The following is a 19,707-nucleotide window of genomic DNA, read 5'->3' as shown; positions in this document are numbered from 1 at the left end:
ATGAAAATCGGGTTTATCGGCCTTGGCAATATGGGCAATCCAATGGCGGCCAATTTGGCTAAGGCCGGGCATGCGGTGACGGGATTTGACATGGCCGACGTCAATGTTGCGGGTGTCGTCATGGCCGAATCCGGGGAAGACGCAGCTGCAACCGCCGAAATCGTAATTACCATGTTACCGAACGGCCAGATTCTGCGGGCGGTCGCAGATGAGATTATCCCGGCCATGCAGACCGGTACGGTGTGGATTGATTGTTCAACCGTCGATGTGGACAGCGCCCGCGCTGTAGCTGATCAGGCGGCTAAAGCGGGTATCCAAACCGTCGATGCCCCCGTATCCGGCGGCGTTGGTGGGGCGACAGCAGGCACCCTCACCTTCATGGCAGGCGGCAGTGATAATGCATTTGCCAAGGCGGCTCCGCTTTTCGATGTCATGGGTCAAAAAGCGGTGCATTGCGGTGAGTCCGGCTCGGGTCAGGCCGCCAAGATATGCAACAACATGATCCTGGGCGTGACCATGATCGCAACTTGCGAGGCGTTCGCCCTGGCCGACAAACTTGGGCTGGATCGTCAAAAAATGTTTGATGTCGTCAGCACTTCGTCTGGTTATAGCTGGACGATGAATGCCTACTGCCCTGCCCCCGGCGTTGGCCCTGAAAGTCCGGCCGACAATGACTATCAACCCGGGTTTGCCGCCGAACTGATGTTGAAGGATCTTCGCCTCAGTCAACAGGCCGCTGAAAGCTCGGATGCCGACACCCCCATGGGACAAGCCGCCACCGCGCTGTATGAGCAGTTTGTCGAGGCCGAAGGCGGGCTGGGCAAGGATTTTTCCGCCATGCTACCTCGGTTCGAAAAGCGCGGACGCGGTTAATCGAACCCCGTGGGCAGCTTCTTGCCCATAGGGTTGACCACCCGTTTACCTACGGCCATTTATGTACTGAACGAGCGCTCATGCGAGAGGAAATATGATGTCGCGCACTCTGGCTATTTCTACAGCAATTCTGACGCTTGCGCTTAGTTCCGGTGCTGTTATGGCGGGAAATGGTAAAGGCAAAGGCGGTCACTGCCCGCCTGGACTTGCGAAAAAAGCCGTGCCCTGTGTGCCGCCCGGGCAGGTCAAAAAATTTTACAACACAGGTGATTACATCAATCGCGACTATCGCTGGATTAACGATCCTTATCGCTATGGGCTGCGTCGCGGTGACAGCTATATCCGCGCCGGGGATTATGTATACCGCGTGGACCCCGATACACGCAAAGTCCTGAACCTGATCGGTGCGGTAGCGGACATTCTGAACTGACCCCCACAACCTGATGCGTTTTGTGCGTTAAATCTGATGCCGCGCGGCAGAATATGCACACGCTGTCCCAACCCTGAGGTTATCTCCTAACTTTTGACGCAATTTAGCGTCATGACAATCCTCATTGTTGTGAGGATTGCTAATGAATAACGACAACGCGATTTTTCAATTCCGTGGCCCGTGGGGCGTACCCGTACAGTTTAATCAAAGCCTGACTTTTCTGGTATTGCTCATTGTCGGACTGAATTTTGACCCCGCCAGCCTGCCCTATACGCTGGGTTTTGTTGCAATCCTTCTATCCTCGATCCTTCTACACGAATTGGGTCACGCCTGGGGCTGTCTTGTTCAGGGCGTGCCGGTCAACCGAGTGGTCCTTTATGGCGGAGGAGGGTTTTGTGAACATCGCCGGTCAACCTCATCCTATGAGGATGAATTGATCGTGGCGATGGGCCCGATCGTCAACCTGACCCTGTGGGCGGTGTTTTCATTGCTGGAACCAATGGTCGCCTCGCCCGAGCTTGGCTGGGTTCTGGCGGTGACCGCCCAATTGAACCTATGGCTGGCAATCTTCAATCTGCTGCCGCTGATGCCCCTGGACGGAGGGCGTCTGCTGCACGCGGGACTGAACCGGATAGTATCCGGTGAAACTGCCACACGCATCACCGGGTTTGTCGGTTTGATCGGCGTACTGCTTTGGATCCCACTGATGATTTTCGCTTATTTCACATTTGGCTTTGTGTTTCTGTTCTTTCCGCCGCTGCTGCGCCATTGGCACATGCTCAGATACGCCCATTACTAAGCCAATCTGAGTAAGAAATTACTCTGCCGCTACACGTTCCGGGTTCAACATCTGTTTCAGGTACCTGCCGGTGTGGCTACACTCGACCGCGGCAACATCCTCGGGTGTTCCGGTCGCCACGATTTCACCACCACCGTCGCCGCCTTCGGGGCCGATATCAATGATGTGGTCCGCAGTTTTCACAACATCTAGATTGTGTTCAATCACGATTACCGTGTTACCCTGATCAACCAATTCGTGAAGCACTTCCAATAACTTACGGACATCTTCAAAATGAAGGCCCGTTGTCGGCTCATCCAGAATGTACAGAGTGCGCCCAGTCGAACGTTTGGACAGTTCCTTTGACAGTTTGACCCGCTGAGCTTCACCGCCCGACAGTGTCGTCGCCTGCTGACCGACCTTGATATAGCCCAAGCCAACGCGCGCGAGCGCATCCATCTTATCCCGGATTGAAGGGACGGCCTTAAAGAACTCCTGCGCGTCTTCCACTGTCATATCAAGCACATCTGCGATGGACTTGCCCTTGAATTTTATTTCAAGCGTCTCGCGATTGTAGCGCGCGCCCTTGCAGGTTTCGCAGGTCACATAGACGTCGGGCAAAAAGTGCATCTCGATCTTGATGACACCGTCGCCCTGACAAGCTTCGCACCGGCCCCCTTTGACATTGAAACTGAAGCGGCCTGGCTTGTAACCACGTGCCTTGGCTTCAGGCAGACCCGCAAACCAGTCGCGGATCGGAGTGAAGGCCCCGGTGTATGTGGCCGGGTTCGAACGCGGTGTCCGTCCGATGGGGCGCTGGTCAATGTCGATGACCTTGTCCAGGTGCTCCAGCCCTTTGATTGTCTCACACGGTGCAGGAGTTTGTCGTGCACCGTTCAACCGCATTGAGGCCGTCTTGAACAAAGTCTCAATCGTCAGGGTCGACTTGCCGCCACCAGACACGCCGGTGACACAGACAAATTTGCCCAAAGGGAAATGTGCTGTGACATTTTTAAGGTTATTCCCGGTCGCTTTTACTACTGAAACCTTTTTCTTGTTCCCCTTGCGCCGTTCCACCGGCACCGGAATTTCTCGCGTGCCAGACAGATATTGCCCCGTCATTGACGCAGCATCAGAAGCGATCTGATCCGGTGTTCCCTTACTGACTACTTGGCCGCCATGAACACCAGCCCCCGGGCCAATATCAAACACGTAGTCGGCCTCGCGAATGGCTTCTTCATCGTGCTCGACTACAATCACCGTATTGCCTTGATCCCGCAGATTCTTCAGCGTTCCCAAGAGACGGTCATTGTCCCGCTGGTGCAAACCGATGGAAGGTTCATCCAGAACATAGAGAACGCCGGTTAGTCCCGAGCCGATCTGACTGGCCAGACGAATGCGCTGACTTTCACCGCCGGACAGGGTTCCACTTGAACGAGACAGCGTAAGGTATTCCAAACCAACGTTATTCAGAAACCCAAGACGTTCGCGAATTTCCTTGAGTATGGCACGGGCGATCTCGTTCTTCTGAACACTCAAATGGTTCGGAGCGTCCTCGACCCAGGCCAGAGCCTCTTTGATCGACATCTGAACCACCTGCCCGACATGCAGACCAGCAATCTTGACAGCCAAGGCTTCGGGCCGCAGGCGGTAGCCGTGACACGCGCCACACGGCCGGTTGTTCTGATACCGCTCGAATTCTTCGCGTATCCAGGCGCTGTCGGTTTCGCGATAGCGGCGCTCCATGTTGGGAATCACGCCCTCAAAGCTGCGGGTGACCTGATAGACCCGACCACCCTCGTCATAGCGGAACTGGATTTCTTCGTCGCCAGACCCGCGCAAAAACACTTGCTGCACCTTCGCAGGCAAATCTTTCCACGGCGTGTTCTTATCAAACTCGTAATGCCGGGCAATCGCTTCGATAGTTTGCAGAAAATACGGGGATTTCCCTTTGCGCCAAGGGGCCAATGCTCCGTCGTACAGCTTCAAAGTCTGGTCCGGCACCACAAGCCGTTCATCAAAGAACAGCTCAACCCCCAGACCGTCACAGTCTGGACAGGCCCCAAAGGGCGCGTTGAAGGAAAACAGCCGTGGTTCAATCTCGGGAATCGTAAAGCCACTGACCGGACATGCAAAATTCTCACTAAACGTGATGCGCTCTGGATCCCCTTCGCGTGGGGCAGTTTCAAGGATGGCAATGCCGTCCGCCAGATCAAGCGCCGTGCGAAGACTGTCTGCCAGTCGCGTTTCCATCCCCTCACGCACCACCAGGCGGTCAACAACCACGTCGATGTCATGGCGGAATTTCTTGTCCAATGTGGGCGGTTCGTCGAGCTCAAAAAACTCGCCATCTACTTTAACGCGTTGAAACCCCTGTTTACGCAGCTCAAGGAATTCCTTTTTGTATTCCCCCTTACGGTCCCGGACGATGGGTGCCAGAAGGTAGCCGCGTGTCCCTTCCTCCATCACCATGATCCGGTCGACCATGTCCTGCACCTGCTGCGCTTCGATAGGCTGGCCAGTAGCTGGGCTGAAGGGTGTACCCGCGCGCGCAAACAAAAGACGCAGATAGTCGTATATCTCGGTTACAGTGCCGACGGTCGACCGCGGGTTCTTGGACGTCGTCTTCTGCTCGATCGAAATCGCCGGGGACAAACCGCTGATGTGGTCCACATCCGGCTTTTCCATCATATCAAGGAACTGGCGCGCGTAGGCAGACAGGCTTTCGACGTAACGGCGCTGACCTTCAGCATAGATCGTGTCAAACGCCAGAGACGACTTGCCCGACCCCGACAAGCCGGTGATCACCACCAGCTGATCCCGTGGGATATCAACGTCGATATTCTTGAGGTTATGTTCGCGCGCGCCGCGCACCTCGATATTCTTCAGCTCAGCCATATTCGGCCCCCAACACACAAGTGTCCTAGAAATAGGCGAGCTGCACTGAGTCTCCAACAAAAAAGTTAGAACAAAGTGTGAACTGATGGATTAATGCCGACAACTCCTGACATCAATGCCCGCCCTGTTCGGGAGTTTTGATTACATCGGCATTCAGGAAAATGGCGCGGTTGACGGGGCTCGAACCCGCGACCCCCGGCGTGACAGGCCGGTACTCTAACCAACTGAGCTACAACCGCGCATTTAGGGTCTATGTCTGATCCATTTACCCGGATCCAAGGCTGGCAGCGATGGCGCGGTTGACGGGGCTCGAACCCGCGACCCCCGGCGTGACAGGCCGGTACTCTAACCAACTGAGCTACAACCGCCCGCTGCCCGTTCGTTGCTGAACGTTGGGGTGTATTATGGCCACGCCCCGACATCGTCAAGCGGCGTTTTGAAGTTTTTTCCAAAATCGCGAATTTTCCGGCCACACGCTTGGAAAACCTCGCACCAGAAACATCGAGAATTTGCCATCACCCTTGTTTTTCTAACTCGCTTGAAGTTCGGCAGAACCGCTGCAACCTATGAATGTGTTTCCTACGCAACAGCACCGCAATTTTGCGTTGTGCCGATACACTTTCCTAATCTCGGGAGCTAGTGCTGCACTCGCAAAAAGGTCTCAGCAAGAACCTTCAGCAACGAAAGAAATTACGGAGCAGAATCGTGAAGAATTTGTTTATTTGCAGTGCTATAGCAGTAACTGCATCAGCTAACCTTGCGCATGCGGTAGAAGTTACCGGCGGTTATCTGGATTTGGGATATTCGACATTTACAGACAGCGACTTTGGAGATGTCTTCAACCTGAACGGATCTGGTGAACTGGCTTTTTCGCGGTCATTCAGCACACAACTTGATCTTGGCGGGTACCGCTTTCAGGACGCAGGCGAAAACGCAAACAGCTGGACACTGCATACCAACTTGCACACCAGCAGCAACGCATCCTTTGGCGCCTACTACGGGCGTGACTATGTTGATGGCCCCGACCTTGAATTTTATGGTATCGAAGCTGGTTTCGACGCCGGACCGGCTGAAGTCGAAGCATATCTTGGACGTCAACAAGTCGTCGATTTTTCTGATATCGACGGAACGCTTTTTGGTATCGCCGTGTCGACAAAGGTGGAAGACCAGTGGGAATTCACTGCTAGCTATGACTTGATCGACAACTTCTATGGTCTTCTGGACTACAGCCTATTCACGGTCGGTGCAGACTACTATGTGCAAGACAACGCTATCCTGTACGGAAATGTCGGCTTTGCGCATATTTCGTCACCCATCGTTTCCGGCAGCACAAACGAAGCCTATATCGGTGTCGGTGTGCGGATGAACCTTGGAAACAAACGCGGCACCACTTTTGGCCGTCGTGGCGTGGTCGACAAACTGCCTGGCCTGTAATCTATGGCCCCGGGTCTTGGCCCGGGGCTACCCTTTTACGAATTGCGCAAACCTTCGTTTTCGACCGAAATAAACTGCTGGCGGAGCTCTTGCACAGTTTAGGGACTCTCTGTAATACGCGTCCTCACGGGTGATTAGCTCAGTGGTAGAGCGCTTCGTTCACATCGAAGATGTCAGGAGTTCAAATCTCTTATCACCCACCACTTTCCCACAATTGTAATCATGTCGACGCGTAGCCTGTCGTTAAAATTGCAGTCTGGCAGAACCGAAAAAGGCGGGCCTCTCTGACCCGCCTTTTGGATTTTTGACTTAGTGTGCAGTAGCAGAAGGCCCTGCACTTTCGGCAGGCTTGGCCGCAGCAGCAGCTGCTTCCTCGGCCGCCTCATCCCATTCAATCGGTTCGGGCTCACGCACCAAAGCGTGTTTCAGAACTTCCGACACGTGCGTGACCGGGATGATTTCCAACCCTTCCTTTACGTTATCAGGAATCTCTGCCAGGTCCTTTTCGTTTTCTTCCGGGATCAGGACAGTTTTGATTCCACCGCGCAAAGCCGCCAGCAGTTTCTCTTTCAATCCACCGATGGGCATTGCATTACCGCGCAGCGAAACTTCCCCCGTCATCGCGATGTCCTTGCGTACTGGGATACTGGTCAGCACAGACACGATCGACGTTACCATCGCCAGACCAGCACTTGGACCGTCCTTGGGTGTAGCCCCATCCGGCACGTGAACGTGGATGTCCAGCGTGTCGAACTTTGGCGGCTTCACCCCGATCTGGGGAGAAATCGACCGCACATAAGATGAGGCCGCGTCGATGGATTCCTTCATCACATCGCCCAGCTTACCCGTGGTCTTCATCCGGCCTTTACCGGGCAGTTTCAGCGCCTCGATATGCAGCAGATCACCGCCAACCGACGTCCAAGCCAGACCGGTGACAACACCGACCTGATCGTCCTGCTCAGCCAGACCATAACGGAATTTTGGCACGCCCAGGAATTCATCGAGATTGTCGGGCGTCACCGTGACGGAATCAGCCTGCTTCTTGATGATCTTGGTCAGCGACTTCCGCGCCACCTTGGCGATCTCACGTTCGAGGTTCCGCACACCCGCTTCACGGGTATAGGTGCGGATCATCTGTTGAAGCGCCTCATCGGTCAGTTCGAATTCCTTAGCCTTCAGGCCGTGATTCTTGACTTGTTTGCCGATCAAATGCTGCTTGGCGATCTCGCTCTTTTCCTCTTCGGTGTAACCGGCCAGCGGAATGATCTCCATCCGGTCCAGCAGAGGCCCAGGCATGTTATAGCTGTTGGACGTGGTCAGGAACATCACGTTGGACAGGTCATATTCGACCTCAAGATAGTGGTCCATGAACGTGCTGTTTTGTTCCGGGTCCAACACTTCAAGCATTGCAGAAGCCGGATCGCCACGGAAATCCTGCCCCATCTTGTCGATTTCATCGAGCAGGATAAGCGGGTTCGTGGTTTTCGCTTTTTTCAGCGCTTGGATGATCTTGCCGGGCATCGAGCCGATATAAGTTCGACGGTGGCCGCGAATCTCGGATTCGTCGCGCACGCCACCCAGCGAGATGCGAATGAACTCGCGTCCCGTTGCTTTGGCAACCGACTTACCAAGCGATGTCTTACCCACACCCGGAGGGCCAACAAGGCAGAGGATCGGGCCTTTCAGCTTTTTCGAACGCTGCTGAACCGCCAGATACTCAACGATCCGCTCCTTGACTTTCTCAAGGCCATAGTGATCGGCATCCAAAATGTCCTGCGCGCGACCAAGATCCTTTTTGACGCGGGATTTGGTGCCCCACGGCAAAGCCAGAATCCAGTCGAGGTAATTGCGCACGACGGTGGCCTCAGCCGACATCGGGCTCATGTTGCGTAGCTTTTTCAGCTCGCCCTCGGCCTTTTCGCGGGCCTCTTTCGACAACTTGGTCTCGTTGATCTTGGCTTCCAGCTCGGCAACTTCGTTGCTGCCGTCCTCACCATCGCCCAGTTCCTTCTGAATGGCCTTCATCTGCTCATTCAGATAGTACTCGCGCTGCGTCTTCTCCATCTGGGATTTAACGCGGGTCTTGATCTTTTTCTCGACCTGCAGAACCGACATCTCGCCCTGCATCAGGCCATAGACCTTCTCAAGCCGCTCGCTGACGCTGAGGGTTTCCAGCAGTTCCTGCTTTTGCTCGACCTCAATGCCCAGATGACCCGACACAAGATCCGCCAGCTTGGCAGGCTCGGTGGTTTCACCAACTGCGGTCAACGCTTCTTCGGGGATATTCTTGCGCACTTTGGCATAGCGCTCGAACTCATCCGCGACGGTGCGCAGCAGCGCTTCGGTCGTGGTTACGTCGCCCGGAATTTCAGTCAGATATTCAGCGCGGGCCTCAAAAAACTCTTCGTTTTCAAGAAATTCTGTGATCTGCACACGCGCCTGTCCTTCGACCAGCACTTTTACGGTGCCGTCCGGCAGTTTCAGCAGTTGCAGAACATTGGCCAATACGCCCGATCGATAGATGCCATCCACATTCGGGTCATCATCGCCCGGGTCAATCTGGCTGGACAGCAGAATCTGCTTGTCGTCCTGCATCACTTCCTCAAGCGCACGGACGGATTTATCCCGTCCAACGAACAGCGGCACGATCATATGTGGAAACACCACGATATCGCGCAGCGGAAGTACCGGGTAAGAGGAATTAAGGGGCTCTTGCATGCTCAATCCTTATCGTTGGCAAGACGGCTCTGGTCCCTCATCGAGGCAACGCTCTGCCGTCTCCGTTCTTGGACAATAAAGGTGGGGCAACAACCGCCCCTTTTCAACCTCACTGCCATTTGTCACGATCAGAATGACCCGAGGCTTTACGGACTGCAAGGTATCGCGCCGATATATCCACCGATTTTACAAAAAGAGATTAACTGAATCCGCTTATATCGGTACAATGTCACCCTGTGCTCGCTTTGCATGGAACTCTGTCTGCCATTCAGCAAAAGTTCCTGCCGCAATCGCCTCACGCATACCCTGCATGATTTCCTGGAAATAATGCAGGTTGTGCCAGGTCAGCAGCATGCCCGATATCATCTCATTGGAGCGGAACACGTGGTGCAAGTAAGCGCGGGAATAGTTGGTACAAGCCGGACAGGTACAATGCTCGTCTAACGGACGAGGGTCGTCGGCGTGGCGGGCGTTTTTGATGTTCACAACTCCATGACGGGTAAACACTTGCCCTGTGCGCCCGGAACGCGAGGGGAGAACGCAGTCCATCATATCTATGCCACGCGCGACAGCGCCTACGATGTCATCCGGCTTTCCGACCCCCATGAGGTAGCGAGGTTTGTCAGTGGGCAGAAAATCTGGCGCGTATTCCAGACAGTCAAACATCGCCTCCTGCCCCTCACCCACGGCCAACCCACCAATGGCGTAGCCTTCAAACCCGATCTTTTTGAGGGCCTCAGCACTTTCTGCGCGCAGGTCCTGTTCCAGCCCACCCTGCATAATGCCAAAAAGAGCATGACCCGGCCGATCCCCAAAGGCCTCGCGAGAGCGTTCGGCCCAACGCATCGACAGACGCATCGACTCGACAATACGATCCCGATCCGCAGGCAAGGCGGGGCATTCGTCAAAACACATGACGATATCAGACCCCAGCAGTCGCTGAATTTCCATTGACCGTTCGGGTGTCAGCTCGTGCCTGGACCCATCTATATGAGATTTGAAGGTCACGCCCTTCTCAGTCAGCTTCCGCAACCCAGCCAGCGACATGACCTGAAAACCACCCGAGTCCGTCAGGATAGGTCGGTCCCAGTTCATGAACTTATGCAAACCGCCCAGTCGGTCGATCCGCTCGGCCGTGGGGCGCAGCATCAGATGATAGGTGTTGCCCAACAGGATATCGGCCCCGGTTGCACGTACACTTTCCGGCATCATTGCCTTGACTGTTGCCGCTGTTCCCACCGGCATGAAAGCCGGTGTGCGCACTTCTCCACGAGGTGTATGGATTACACCGGTTCGGGCTTTGCCATCGGTAGCTTTCAGGTCAAAAGAAAAACGCTCGGTCATAAGGGTGCCTCAGGGTCGCTGAACCGGGCAGCACTTGCCCGATCTGTACAATCATTGCAAGTCGTCAGGGCAGCGAAGAAACACGGCTGGTGAACAGATCGACAACCCCAGCCCCATCTACGTCCTGGCAAACCCGGACCGACGGTCGTGATTGGACCGGGCGCGTCGCACCCATTTCCGGCCCATCGACAACGACGTGCAAGCCGGTTTCAACCATTTCAAACATGGGTTCGTGAGTGCAGGCAATGACGGCCGTAGAATCGTGCAAACCACAGCCTTCGAGACCTCCGACCTCTTTATAAAATTTTAGGTAGAACTTTGAGATATCGCGCAAAAACGATCCCATATTCGGGGAACGCTCGGCCAGCGCCTCAAAATCCGCTGTTTCGTAAAGGGTTTTCAGTGTCACATCCAGCCCCACCAAAACGGTGTCAGGCGGAGCAGCGAAGACCTCGTCCGCAGCCAGCGCATCATGATAAATATTGGCCTCGGCATATTCAGTGATGTTTCCAGGGCAATAAACCGCTCCACCCATGATTACCAAGCGATTGATATTTTGTGAAAATCCACTGTCCAATCGCATCGCCGCAGCGATATTTGTCAAAGGGCCAACCGCACAGACAACGAGTTCACCTTTGTGCTGGCGCGCCATCTCAACCAGGAACTCTGCCGCAGGCAAGGAATGGTTCGATCCGATTTGAGGAACGTCCGTTATGTCGCCAAATCCTTCGGGGCCATGCACATGCTCCGAAGGATCATGACGAGATTGACCCAGCGGGAATGCAGCACCTTCGGCCACTGGTGCATTGACCCCAAGTTTATCTAGCAAAAATCGTGCGTTACGACTGGATTGGTGCACATGAGTATTGCCAAATACTGTGGTCAGACCAATCAGGTCAATTTCAGGCGCAGCGACCGCATAAGCGATCGCCATGGCGTCGTCGATGCCGGGATCGGTGTCAATTATTAGCTTCATCCCTGCCCGATACCGTAAACGCACCGGGATGCAAAGCGGTCACAATCTGAAAATTCTGACCCATTCCGTCCGGTTCAGAGATAGGAAACCTCGGTCAATCTCTCCATACCAGAGTTGAAATCGGGCGACTCAACCCCCAAATGTATACTACTGTACACAATAAAAGAGGACAGATATGACCGAAGACCAGATTATTGGATTGTTGACGTCAAATATCATTTACCTGCTGGCGGCGGTTTTGGTCGTCGTCGTCATCTTCAAGGGCATAAAAATTGTCCCGCAATCCGAAAAATACGTGGTCGAACGGTTCGGGCGCCTGCACTCGGTGCTTGGCCCAGGAATCAACTTTATTGTTCCTTTTCTTGACGTTGCGCGGCACAAGATATCCATTCTGGAGCGCCAACTGCCTAATGCGACACAGGATGCGATCACTAAAGACAACGTTCTTGTGCAGATCGACACCTCGGTCTTTTACCGCATTCTGGAACCGGAAAAGACCGTGTATCGTATCCGTGACGTCGACGGTGCAATCGCGACAACAGTAGCCGGGATCGTTCGGGCCGAAATCGGTAAAATGGATCTGGACGAAGTCCAGTCCAACCGTGCTCAACTGATCACGCGCATTCAGGAAAGCGTCGAAACCGCCGTAGATGACTGGGGGATCGAAGTAACCCGCGCCGAGATCCTCGACGTGAATCTGGATCAGGCCACCCGTGATGCGATGCTGCAACAGCTGAACGCCGAACGTGCCCGCCGTGCACAGGTTACCGAAGCCGAGGGCCAGAAACGCGCGGTCGAATTGAACGCCGATGCCGAGCTTTATGCTGCAGAGCAGAATGCAAAGGCCCGCCGCATTCAGGCCGAAGCTGAAGCTTATGCAACAGGCGTGGTCGCAAAAGCCATTCAAGACAATGGCATCGAGGCGGCGCAATATCAGGTTGCTCTGAAGCAGGTCGAGTCACTGAATGCCCTGGGTAATGGCAATGGTTCGCAAACCATCGTTGTACCTGCCAACGCATTGGAAGCATTTGGAGATGCCTTCAAGATGCTGAAAGGAGGAAAGTAATGGCCGACCCCTTCTGGCTGACCTGGTGGATCTGGCTGGCTGCGGCTCTGGCCCTTGGTATCCTCGAAATCCTTCTACCCGGTTTTATCTTTCTGGGCTTCGCGATCGGGGTAGCTATCACTGGTATCCTGCTGGCCATCCCCGGAGTGACACCTTCGCTGCCGATCCTTCTGTTGATTTTTGCGGTTCTGTCACTGGTGGCTTGGTTGGTTCTGAGGCGGATGTTTGCCTTGCCCCACGGTCAGGTGAAAACCTTCAACCATGATATCAACGAATGACCTTGCTTGGCGCCCCTCAGGGGGCGTCAATGCACCTCTGGACGCTGCCAGAGGCATATCCTATATAATTGCTCAGGAAACAGACCCGAGGCACGAATGACTCATCCGAGTGAACAGTTCGAAGGCACACCGCTAATTGCGCCGTCGACCATTGAGCACCCCCTGTACGACGCTGTGGTGGAAGCCTGCCGCACGGTCTATGACCCTGAAATTCCAGTGAATATCTATGATCTGGGCCTGATCTATACGATCGATATCACTCAGGAAAATTCAGTGAAGGTCATCATGACGCTTACAGCACCCGGTTGCCCTGTCGCTGGTGACATGCCTGGCTGGATTGTCGAAGCGATCGAACCGGTGGCTGGCGTCAAAGACGTCGACGTCGAGCTGACATGGGAACCGCCCTGGGGTATGGAGATGATGTCGGACGAAGCGCGCCTGGAACTTGGCTTTATGTAAGCCGACTTGCGCAAGCCTTTGTCATAAAACATTTATTTATCTGTCATTCGCTTGTTCAAAAAGCGTCACACAGACTGGCAATTATTCCGGCGAGCTCGCGCAGATGTCGCATTCACTGTGCAGCACTCGCCGGGCAACCCTGCCGTCCCCCAACTTGGCCCGGTCAGATGACTCGAATAAGAGACCGTTCTTGCCCGAGAGCGGTCTCTTTCTTTCAGATTCGATCAAGCGGCAAGTTACTAGATGCCACAAGTAGACTTGATTTCCGCCGCCCTGTCGTCCAGCGCTTTCACGTAATCGCCTGATAACATAGACAATCTCTTTTTCTCGGTCCCCGTTGCCAATCCAAGCAACGCACCTGCCGGAGTTATCGAGATTATGCTTTCCACTTGCTGATCCTGGGTGTGTTTCTTTTCTGCGGCAATTGCCCTGAGGTCACCTTCAGCTGTGGCACAGTTTATTGGATGCCGCTTCAGTTCGGTCTGCGCCGAAGCTACGTTCGCGGTTAAGGAAAACACTACAAGTACCGGAATTAAAATATTGCCCTTAAACGTAAATTGTCGATTTGCCATTCTGCCTCACCCTATATCAAGTCTAATGAATTCGAGTATACTCAGCAAAAGTCACCTTGGTTCAAAAGGCAAGCGTCAATACTTTGGGCGATGAAAAGTTAGGTAAGCATGGCTGCTATGTCTTGAGCCCATGCGCACTGAGCACTAAATTGAGATTATTGCGCGACGACGGAGATCATTATGTTCGGTATTCCCGGCAAACAAGCCGTGACCATGACGCCTAAAGCTGCAGAGCAGATTGCCCGCCTGATGGATAAAGGCGGCCATGCTGGCCTGCGCATTGGTGTCAAGAAAGGCGGCTGTGCCGGTATGGAATACACCATGGACTATGTTGATGAGCCTGACACGAACGACGAAGTGGTTGAGCAGGACGGCGCACGGATCATGATCGCGCCAATGGCGCAGATGTTCCTGTTTGGCACCGAAATCGACTATGAAGTCTCTCTTTTGGAGGCCGGGTTCAAATTCCGCAATCCGAATGTCGTAGATGCCTGCGGGTGTGGCGAGTCGATCAAATTCGACGAAGGACTAACCTCGCAAACTTGATAAGCGTTCTGTGAACCAGCTGAACGCGCTGTATTGCCACTCCATTTTGCAACCGGAATTGTCAGTTCGGGCCGGTGGTGTTATCCGATCCCAAGAACTATGAATTTTCAAGGAGATCGGGATATGCGGCGCAAGCTGGCGGCTGGCAACTGGAAGATGAACGGAACCTCAGCGGCACTGAGTGAACTAGAGGTTCTGACTCGCGCATTCCCCTCTCCGGCAATCGACATATTGATTTGCCCTCCTGCAACCTTGCTGCACCGCGCAGCGGATACCGTTGGTGACAGTGGCATTTCCGTTGGTGGTCAAGACTGCCATGCTGCGGGTTCTGGTGCACATACCGGCGATATCAGTGCGGAAATGCTGATCGACGCAGGTGCCAATGCCGTCATTCTGGGTCATTCCGAACGCCGCGAGGATCACGGCGAGCAAAACGAAGACGTGCGTGCCAAGGCCCGCGCAGCAATGGATGCCGGGTTAAAAGCAATCATCTGCGTTGGTGAAAGCTTGGAACAACGCGAGGCAGCCAACACGCTTGATATAATCGGCGGGCAGCTGTCGGGCTCGATCCCGGATCAGTCAACCGGTGAGAACCTGGTAGTAGCGTACGAACCGATCTGGGCCATCGGCACCGGCAAAGTGCCAACTCTGGACGAAATAGGAGAAGTTCACGACTTTATCCGCGCACGGTTGGAACGTCGTTTTGGCGAAGGTGTAGGCCGTTCGGTACGTCTGCTTTATGGCGGCTCGGTCAAACCCTCGAACGCCACGGAAATCTTTGGTGTTTCGAATGTCGATGGTGCACTGGTCGGCGGCGCCAGCCTAAAGGCCGCGGATTTTTCGGGCATTATCGAAGCGCTGGAACGCGCCTAATCCGGGTTTCGTCATTCGGCGATATCTTCGGCCCAAAGATCGGGCTTTTCCTTGATGAACCGCTTCATCAACGCGATGCAATCGGGGTCTTCCGCAAGGATGACCTCGACTCCACGACTCCGCAGAAAATCCTCGTTCCCGCCGAAATTTTGGGTGTCACCAATCACCACACGCGGAATACCGAACTGCACGATTGTCCCGGCGCACATCATACATGGCGACAGCGAAGTATACAGCACCGTGTCGCGATAGGTTTTTTGACGTCCCGCCTTGCGCAGGGCGTCCATCTCTCCATGGGCAATCGGATCACCCTTTTGCACACGCTGATTACGACCCTGCGCCACCACCTCGCCCTCACGGGCCAAGACAGAGCCAATCGGGCATCCCCCTTCGTCAAATCCCGCTTTCGCCTCTTTGTAAGCAACGCGCAGCAGACGGGTATCGGTGTCGGTCATCATGCCCTGAACCTTTGCTTCGTTTCATATTAGGTTAGACTGCCGAAGACGCCAAAAGGCGTCAACGCCAGGCCCCAATTCACGCCACTTTCATCGCAATCAAGCCGGAAACGATCAGAACGGCAGCCACAATTCGAAGGGGGTTCACCGCCTCTCCAAGAAACATGATCCCGACCAGAAATGCTCCGACAGCGCCGATGCCGGTCCAGATAACGTAGGCTGTGCCCAACGGCAACGTGCGCATCGCCATCGCCAGAAATCCGAACGATCCTATCATTGAAACGCCCATGATGGCCGTCGGCCAGAGCCGCGTGAAGCCCGCAGACTGCTTCATGGCAACCGCCCACACAATTTCAAGCAGCCCTGCGAGTAAAAGGAAAATCCAGGACATTTAATAGTACCTCATGCCAGTTCGGGTCGTCCCGAATGCAGAACCAATATGGCGAGGTCGTCCTCTGAATCTCAAGTAGCAATCTCTGGGCGTAATACAAGTGATCTTGAAAAAAAGGCCGGGCGGAGGACGCCGCCCGACCACATTGCTCTGTGATAATGGTCAATGGGTCACGATCTCGGGGCCCATGAAGGTGTTGGGCAAGAAGGTCGAAATCCAGGGGATATAAGTCACCATTATCAGGAAGACGAACAGCACAGCCAGGAACGGCAGAGCCGCCTTGACCACACCCATCATCGGCATGCCCGCCACGCCCGAGGTCACAAACAGGTTCAGACCGACCGGAGGGGTGATCATCCCGATCTCCATATTCACCACCATGATGATACCCAGATGGATCGGATCAATGCCCAGTTCGATGGCGATCGGAAACACCAATGGCGCGACGATGACCAACAGGCCTGAGGGCTCCATGAACTGCCCTCCGATCAGCAGGATCACGTTGACCACGATCAGGAAGGTCACCGGACCGAGACCGGCTGACAGCATCGCCTCGGCAATGCTTTGCGGCACCTGTTCGTCGGTCAGAACATGCTTCAGGATCAGTGCGTTGGCGATCACAAACAGCAGGGTAACGGTCAGCTTGCCAGCCTCGAATAGCGTGTGCTTGGTGTCCGGATGAAAGAACGCGGTAACCAGCGCATAAGGCTTTTTCAGCAGCGATAGATTACGCGCTCCGTCTTCCGTACTGAGCGGCCCCATGTCCTTGTAGACAAAACTGGCGATGAAGAACGCGTATACGGCAGCGACCGCGGCCGCCTCAGTCGGGGTGAAGATACCACCGTAGATGCCGCCCAGAATGATTACGATTAGGAACAGACCCCAACCGGCTTCGCGCGCCGAGACAAAAACCTCTCCCCAGCCCTTCCATTCACCCTTTGGCAGGTTCTTTACCTTGGCCATGACATAGATCGTCACCATCAGCATCAAGCCGGCCAGAAGGCCCGGAATGACGCCAGCCAGGAACATGCGACCGACCGAAACCTCAACGGCTGCGGCATACACAACCATCACGATCGACGGCGGGATCAAGATACCTAGCGTACCGGCGTTACAGATCACGCCAGCGGCAAATTCCTTGGAATAGCCCACCTGCCGCATCCCGGCGATGACAATCGACCCGATGGCCACCACGGTCGCTGGCGACGATCCTGACAAGGCGGCAAACAGCATACAGGCAAACACACCCGCAATTGCCAGACCGCCCGGCAGGTGCCCCACGCATGCAATCGAGAACCGGATGATCCGCCGCGCCACGCCCCCCGTCGTCATGAAGGACGAGGCCAGAATGAAGAACGGGATGGCCAACAGGGTAAAATGGCCCTCGAACGCCTCAAACAGCGTACCTGCGACCGAGGCCAGTGAACTGTCTGAATAGATCAGCAGGAACAGGGTTGAGCTGAGGCCCAAGGCCACCGCAATCGGTACACCAATCAGCAGCAGGCCGATGACCATCGAGAATAGAAGTACTACGTCCATCAGTCATGCCCTCCCTGCTGAGCGCGCACTTCCTCAATTTCGTCTTCAACCTCATGGCTGGCGACAATACGGTCTGTCTCTCCACGCCAGATTTGCACGGCGACCTGGGCAAAACGGATCACCAACAGCAGCATCGAAAGGGGAAGAACGAAGTACGGAACAACCTTCGGCAGCTTTTCGTAAGATTCACCGTAGTTGATCATCTCTTCCAGAAACCGCAGTGGCGCAACCATGGGGATATCGTCAACTTCGTAAAAACTTTGACTGCGCGCATCGAAATTGAACCCAGTCGGGAACCAGCGCCCCGAAGTGGGCGGAAGATCCGCGAACACCGCCCAATAGTCATATGCGCCCTTTAGCATCAGCAGCGAGAACACCAGACAGCATCCCACAGCGATCAGCGCCAATACCCGACGCGGTGCCGGTGCCAACATGTTCAGGATCGCATCAACGCCCAGATGCGCATGTTTTTTGACCGCATACGACGCGCCCAGAAGCACCAGCCAGCCGAAAGTGAACACCGTCAGCTCAAGCGCCCATAAGATATTGGAATTAAATACGAACCGCGCGATCACATTGGCAAAGGTTACGGCCGTCATGAGGCCCAGCAGCAATGCGATCAGGGTTTCTTCTATATGGTCGACCAGCCCGCCTTGGCCGGAATTCGCACCAGACATCTCTCTGTCCCCGCAATTTTTGTGAAGAGGGTGATAGCGGGCGGGCCTTTAGTTGGCCCGCCCGGCCAGCGCGTCGATAACTCCCCAGTCCATGACGCGCGGCCTTAACCGAGTTTAGAACCCGGCGTTGATGGCCTGAGCGGCGTCGATCTTGTCCTGACCCACGTCACCGGCGAACTGGTCCCAAACGGGCTTCATCGCATCAACCCATGCCTGACGCTGTTCCGGGTTAAGCTCACGAATGATCCCACCCGCATCGGTGATCGAGGCTTTGGCCGCTTCGTTTACAGCAAAGGCTTCTTTGTTTCGGGTGGCCGTCACTTCGTCCAGAATAGTCATGAACTGATCACGGACTTCCGGGTCAAGGCTGTCCAGCCAGTCGACCGAGGTCACAACCAGATAGTCGATGATCCCGTGGTTGGTCTCGGTAATGCCGTCCTGCACCTCAAAGAACTTCTTGCCGTAAATGTTCGACCAAGTGTTCTCCTGCCCGTCCACAACGCCCTGTTGAAGCGCGCCGTACACTTCCGAGAACGCCATTTTCTGCGGGCTGCCACCAATGGCTTCCATCTGCGCCACCAGTACATCCGAGGACTGCACGCGGAACTTCAGACCATCTGCATCAGACGGGGCCTCCAGAGGTTTGTTAGCGGACATCTGTTTCATGCCATTGTGCCAGAACGCCAGCCCCTGCAGACCGCGACGCTGCATGCTGTCTTTCATTGCCTGACCGTCTGCCGAGGCCTGGAACGCATCCACCGCGTCAATGTTCTTGAACATGAATGGCAGGTCGAACAGACGGAATTGCTTGGTAAATTTTTCAAACTTCGACAGCGAGGGTGCGGCCAATTGCACATCGCCCTGCAACATCGCCTCCAGCACTTTGTCATCATTGTAGAGGGTCGAGTTTGGATAGACTTCCATACACATCACGCCGTTCATCTCGTCATTGACTCGCTGTTCAAGCAGAGATGCCGCGATCCCCTTGGGGTGTTTATCGGTGTTCGTCACATGCGCGAATTTCACGACGATCTCGCCGTCGTCGCAGGCTGCCATACCAGCCGTCGCGGTAACAGTTAGCGCAACTGCTGTTGCTGCCGTTGTCAGAAATTTCATCGGTTTCGTCCTCCCAGACTCCCTAAATCTTCAATTAGGCACCAAATCAGCGCCGCATGCCGCGAAGTGAACCGAATCAATGATTTCGTCTCAACGTTTAGTTTTCACGACAAAGAAATATGATTTTATACTTTAAAGCCACGTGCTTAGAAGAAGTATTTCAGAAGTGTAATTTAGTAAGCCAAGGCACTTGTGCGAAAAACCGCACAGGCGCGACACGAGTTGTGCGGATTTCCGCACTCATATCGAATCACAGCAGCCGAATCCCTCGATTGCCCGATTGA

General features: G+C 54.6%; 19 protein-coding genes and 3 tRNA genes. 10 read left to right on the top strand and 12 right to left on the bottom strand.

The window, feature by feature from the left end; genetic code table 11:
- From mmsB to ACR0IY_RS01840, 3 genes are all read left to right on the top strand, one after another.
- Nucleotides 1–873 carry a 3-hydroxyisobutyrate dehydrogenase gene (gene mmsB / locus ACR0IY_RS01850; RefSeq protein WP_480670146.1) on the top strand — a complete coding sequence of 291 codons (873 nt, stop codon included), beginning with the start codon at nucleotides 1–3 and terminating at the stop codon, nucleotides 871–873.
- A 97-nt stretch (nucleotides 874–970) separates the two neighbouring features.
- Nucleotides 971–1,303, top strand: coding sequence for a hypothetical protein (locus tag ACR0IY_RS01845; RefSeq protein WP_480670144.1), 333 nt, complete (start codon nucleotides 971–973; stop codon nucleotides 1,301–1,303).
- A gap of 142 nt (nucleotides 1,304–1,445) precedes the next feature.
- Entirely contained in the window at nucleotides 1,446–2,102 is a 657-nt protein-coding gene (locus ACR0IY_RS01840) for a site-2 protease family protein (protein WP_480670142.1), read from the top strand.
- 18 nt (nucleotides 2,103–2,120) lie between these two features.
- Here ACR0IY_RS01840 and uvrA read toward each other — a convergent pair whose 3' ends face one another.
- The 3 genes from uvrA to ACR0IY_RS01825 all read right to left on the bottom strand — a co-directional run bounded on the left by uvrA (nucleotide 2,121) and on the right by ACR0IY_RS01825 (nucleotide 5,347).
- Entirely contained in the window at nucleotides 2,121–4,979 is a 2,859-nt protein-coding gene (uvrA, locus tag ACR0IY_RS01835; protein WP_480670140.1) for an excinuclease ABC subunit UvrA, read from the bottom strand.
- 162 nt (nucleotides 4,980–5,141) lie between these two features.
- Nucleotides 5,142–5,218 (bottom strand) — tRNA-Asp (locus tag ACR0IY_RS01830).
- A gap of 52 nt (nucleotides 5,219–5,270) precedes the next feature.
- A tRNA-Asp gene (locus ACR0IY_RS01825) sits at nucleotides 5,271–5,347 on the bottom strand.
- A gap of 337 nt (nucleotides 5,348–5,684) precedes the next feature.
- Between ACR0IY_RS01825 and ACR0IY_RS01820 the strand changes: the two genes are divergently transcribed.
- Together ACR0IY_RS01820 and ACR0IY_RS01815 are read left to right on the top strand one after the other, a co-directional pair.
- Nucleotides 5,685–6,413 (top strand): porin, encoded by a 729-nt coding sequence (locus tag ACR0IY_RS01820; RefSeq protein WP_480670138.1) that lies wholly within the window; start codon nucleotides 5,685–5,687, stop codon nucleotides 6,411–6,413.
- Between the two features lie 128 nt (nucleotides 6,414–6,541).
- Nucleotides 6,542–6,616 (top strand) — tRNA-Val (locus ACR0IY_RS01815).
- A 106-nt stretch (nucleotides 6,617–6,722) separates the two neighbouring features.
- Here the strand turns inward: ACR0IY_RS01815 and lon are convergent.
- From lon to ACR0IY_RS01800, 3 genes are all read right to left on the bottom strand, one after another.
- On the bottom strand, nucleotides 6,723–9,131 hold the full coding sequence (lon, locus tag ACR0IY_RS01810) for an endopeptidase La (RefSeq protein WP_480670136.1): 2,409 nt from the start codon (nucleotides 9,129–9,131) through the stop codon (nucleotides 6,723–6,725).
- A 213-nt stretch (nucleotides 9,132–9,344) separates the two neighbouring features.
- A complete protein-coding gene (tgt, locus tag ACR0IY_RS01805; RefSeq protein WP_480670134.1) occupies nucleotides 9,345–10,475 on the bottom strand; it encodes a tRNA guanosine(34) transglycosylase Tgt in 1,131 nt (376 codons plus the stop codon).
- A gap of 64 nt (nucleotides 10,476–10,539) precedes the next feature.
- Entirely contained in the window at nucleotides 10,540–11,451 is a 912-nt protein-coding gene (locus ACR0IY_RS01800; RefSeq protein WP_480670132.1) for a nucleoside hydrolase, read from the bottom strand.
- Nucleotides 11,452–11,626: 175 nt separating this feature from the next.
- On the opposite strand from ACR0IY_RS01800, the gene ACR0IY_RS01795 reads away from it, so the two are divergent.
- From ACR0IY_RS01795 to ACR0IY_RS01785, 3 genes are all read left to right on the top strand, one after another.
- Nucleotides 11,627–12,517, top strand: a complete 891-nt coding sequence (locus ACR0IY_RS01795; protein ID WP_480670130.1) for an SPFH domain-containing protein — start codon at nucleotides 11,627–11,629, stop codon at nucleotides 12,515–12,517.
- Nucleotides 12,517–12,795, top strand: a complete 279-nt coding sequence (locus ACR0IY_RS01790; protein WP_480670128.1) for an NfeD family protein — start codon at nucleotides 12,517–12,519, stop codon at nucleotides 12,793–12,795. Before ACR0IY_RS01795 ends, ACR0IY_RS01790 begins: the two co-directional genes overlap by 1 nt.
- A gap of 96 nt (nucleotides 12,796–12,891) precedes the next feature.
- Entirely contained in the window at nucleotides 12,892–13,254 is a 363-nt protein-coding gene (locus ACR0IY_RS01785; RefSeq protein ID WP_480670126.1) for an SUF system Fe-S cluster assembly protein, read from the top strand.
- Between the two features lie 239 nt (nucleotides 13,255–13,493).
- Here the strand turns inward: ACR0IY_RS01785 and ACR0IY_RS01780 are convergent, their stop codons facing one another.
- Nucleotides 13,494–13,826 carry a hypothetical protein gene (locus tag ACR0IY_RS01780; RefSeq protein ID WP_480670124.1) on the bottom strand — a complete coding sequence of 111 codons (333 nt, stop codon included), beginning with the start codon at nucleotides 13,824–13,826 and terminating at the stop codon, nucleotides 13,494–13,496.
- Between the two features lie 180 nt (nucleotides 13,827–14,006).
- Between ACR0IY_RS01780 and ACR0IY_RS01775 the strand changes: the two genes are divergently transcribed.
- Nucleotides 14,007–14,372, top strand: a complete 366-nt coding sequence (locus ACR0IY_RS01775; RefSeq protein ID WP_480670122.1) for a HesB/IscA family protein — start codon at nucleotides 14,007–14,009, stop codon at nucleotides 14,370–14,372.
- Between the two features lie 123 nt (nucleotides 14,373–14,495).
- Nucleotides 14,496–15,245: a triose-phosphate isomerase gene (gene tpiA / locus ACR0IY_RS01770; RefSeq protein WP_480670120.1), complete on the top strand. Its 750-nt coding sequence runs from the start codon at nucleotides 14,496–14,498 to the stop codon at nucleotides 15,243–15,245.
- An 11-nt stretch (nucleotides 15,246–15,256) separates the two neighbouring features.
- Here the strand turns inward: tpiA and ACR0IY_RS01765 are convergent, their stop codons facing one another.
- From ACR0IY_RS01765 to ACR0IY_RS01745, 5 genes are all read right to left on the bottom strand, one after another.
- Entirely contained in the window at nucleotides 15,257–15,703 is a 447-nt protein-coding gene (locus tag ACR0IY_RS01765; RefSeq protein ID WP_480670117.1) for a nucleoside deaminase, read from the bottom strand.
- A gap of 76 nt (nucleotides 15,704–15,779) precedes the next feature.
- Nucleotides 15,780–16,091, bottom strand: coding sequence for a DMT family transporter (locus ACR0IY_RS01760; RefSeq protein WP_480670115.1), 312 nt, complete (start codon nucleotides 16,089–16,091; stop codon nucleotides 15,780–15,782).
- A gap of 162 nt (nucleotides 16,092–16,253) precedes the next feature.
- Entirely contained in the window at nucleotides 16,254–17,630 is a 1,377-nt protein-coding gene (locus ACR0IY_RS01755; RefSeq protein ID WP_480670113.1) for a TRAP transporter large permease, read from the bottom strand.
- Complete coding sequence (locus ACR0IY_RS01750) at nucleotides 17,630–18,307, bottom strand: TRAP transporter small permease (protein WP_480670112.1); 678 nt, start codon at nucleotides 18,305–18,307, stop codon at nucleotides 17,630–17,632. The genes ACR0IY_RS01755 and ACR0IY_RS01750 overlap by 1 nt, the downstream gene beginning before the upstream one ends.
- 114 nt (nucleotides 18,308–18,421) lie before the next feature.
- The gene (locus ACR0IY_RS01745) at nucleotides 18,422–19,423 is read right to left on the bottom strand and encodes a DctP family TRAP transporter solute-binding subunit (RefSeq protein ID WP_480670110.1); all 1,002 of its coding nucleotides are present in this window, start codon (nucleotides 19,421–19,423) and stop codon (nucleotides 18,422–18,424) included.
- Between the last annotated feature and the right edge of the window lie 284 nt (nucleotides 19,424–19,707).

The sequence above is a fragment of the Ruegeria sp. BC1 genome (assembly GCF_056539305.1).
Note: the sequence above shows the minus strand (reverse complement) of the source record. Positions and strands in the feature narration are given on the sequence as shown.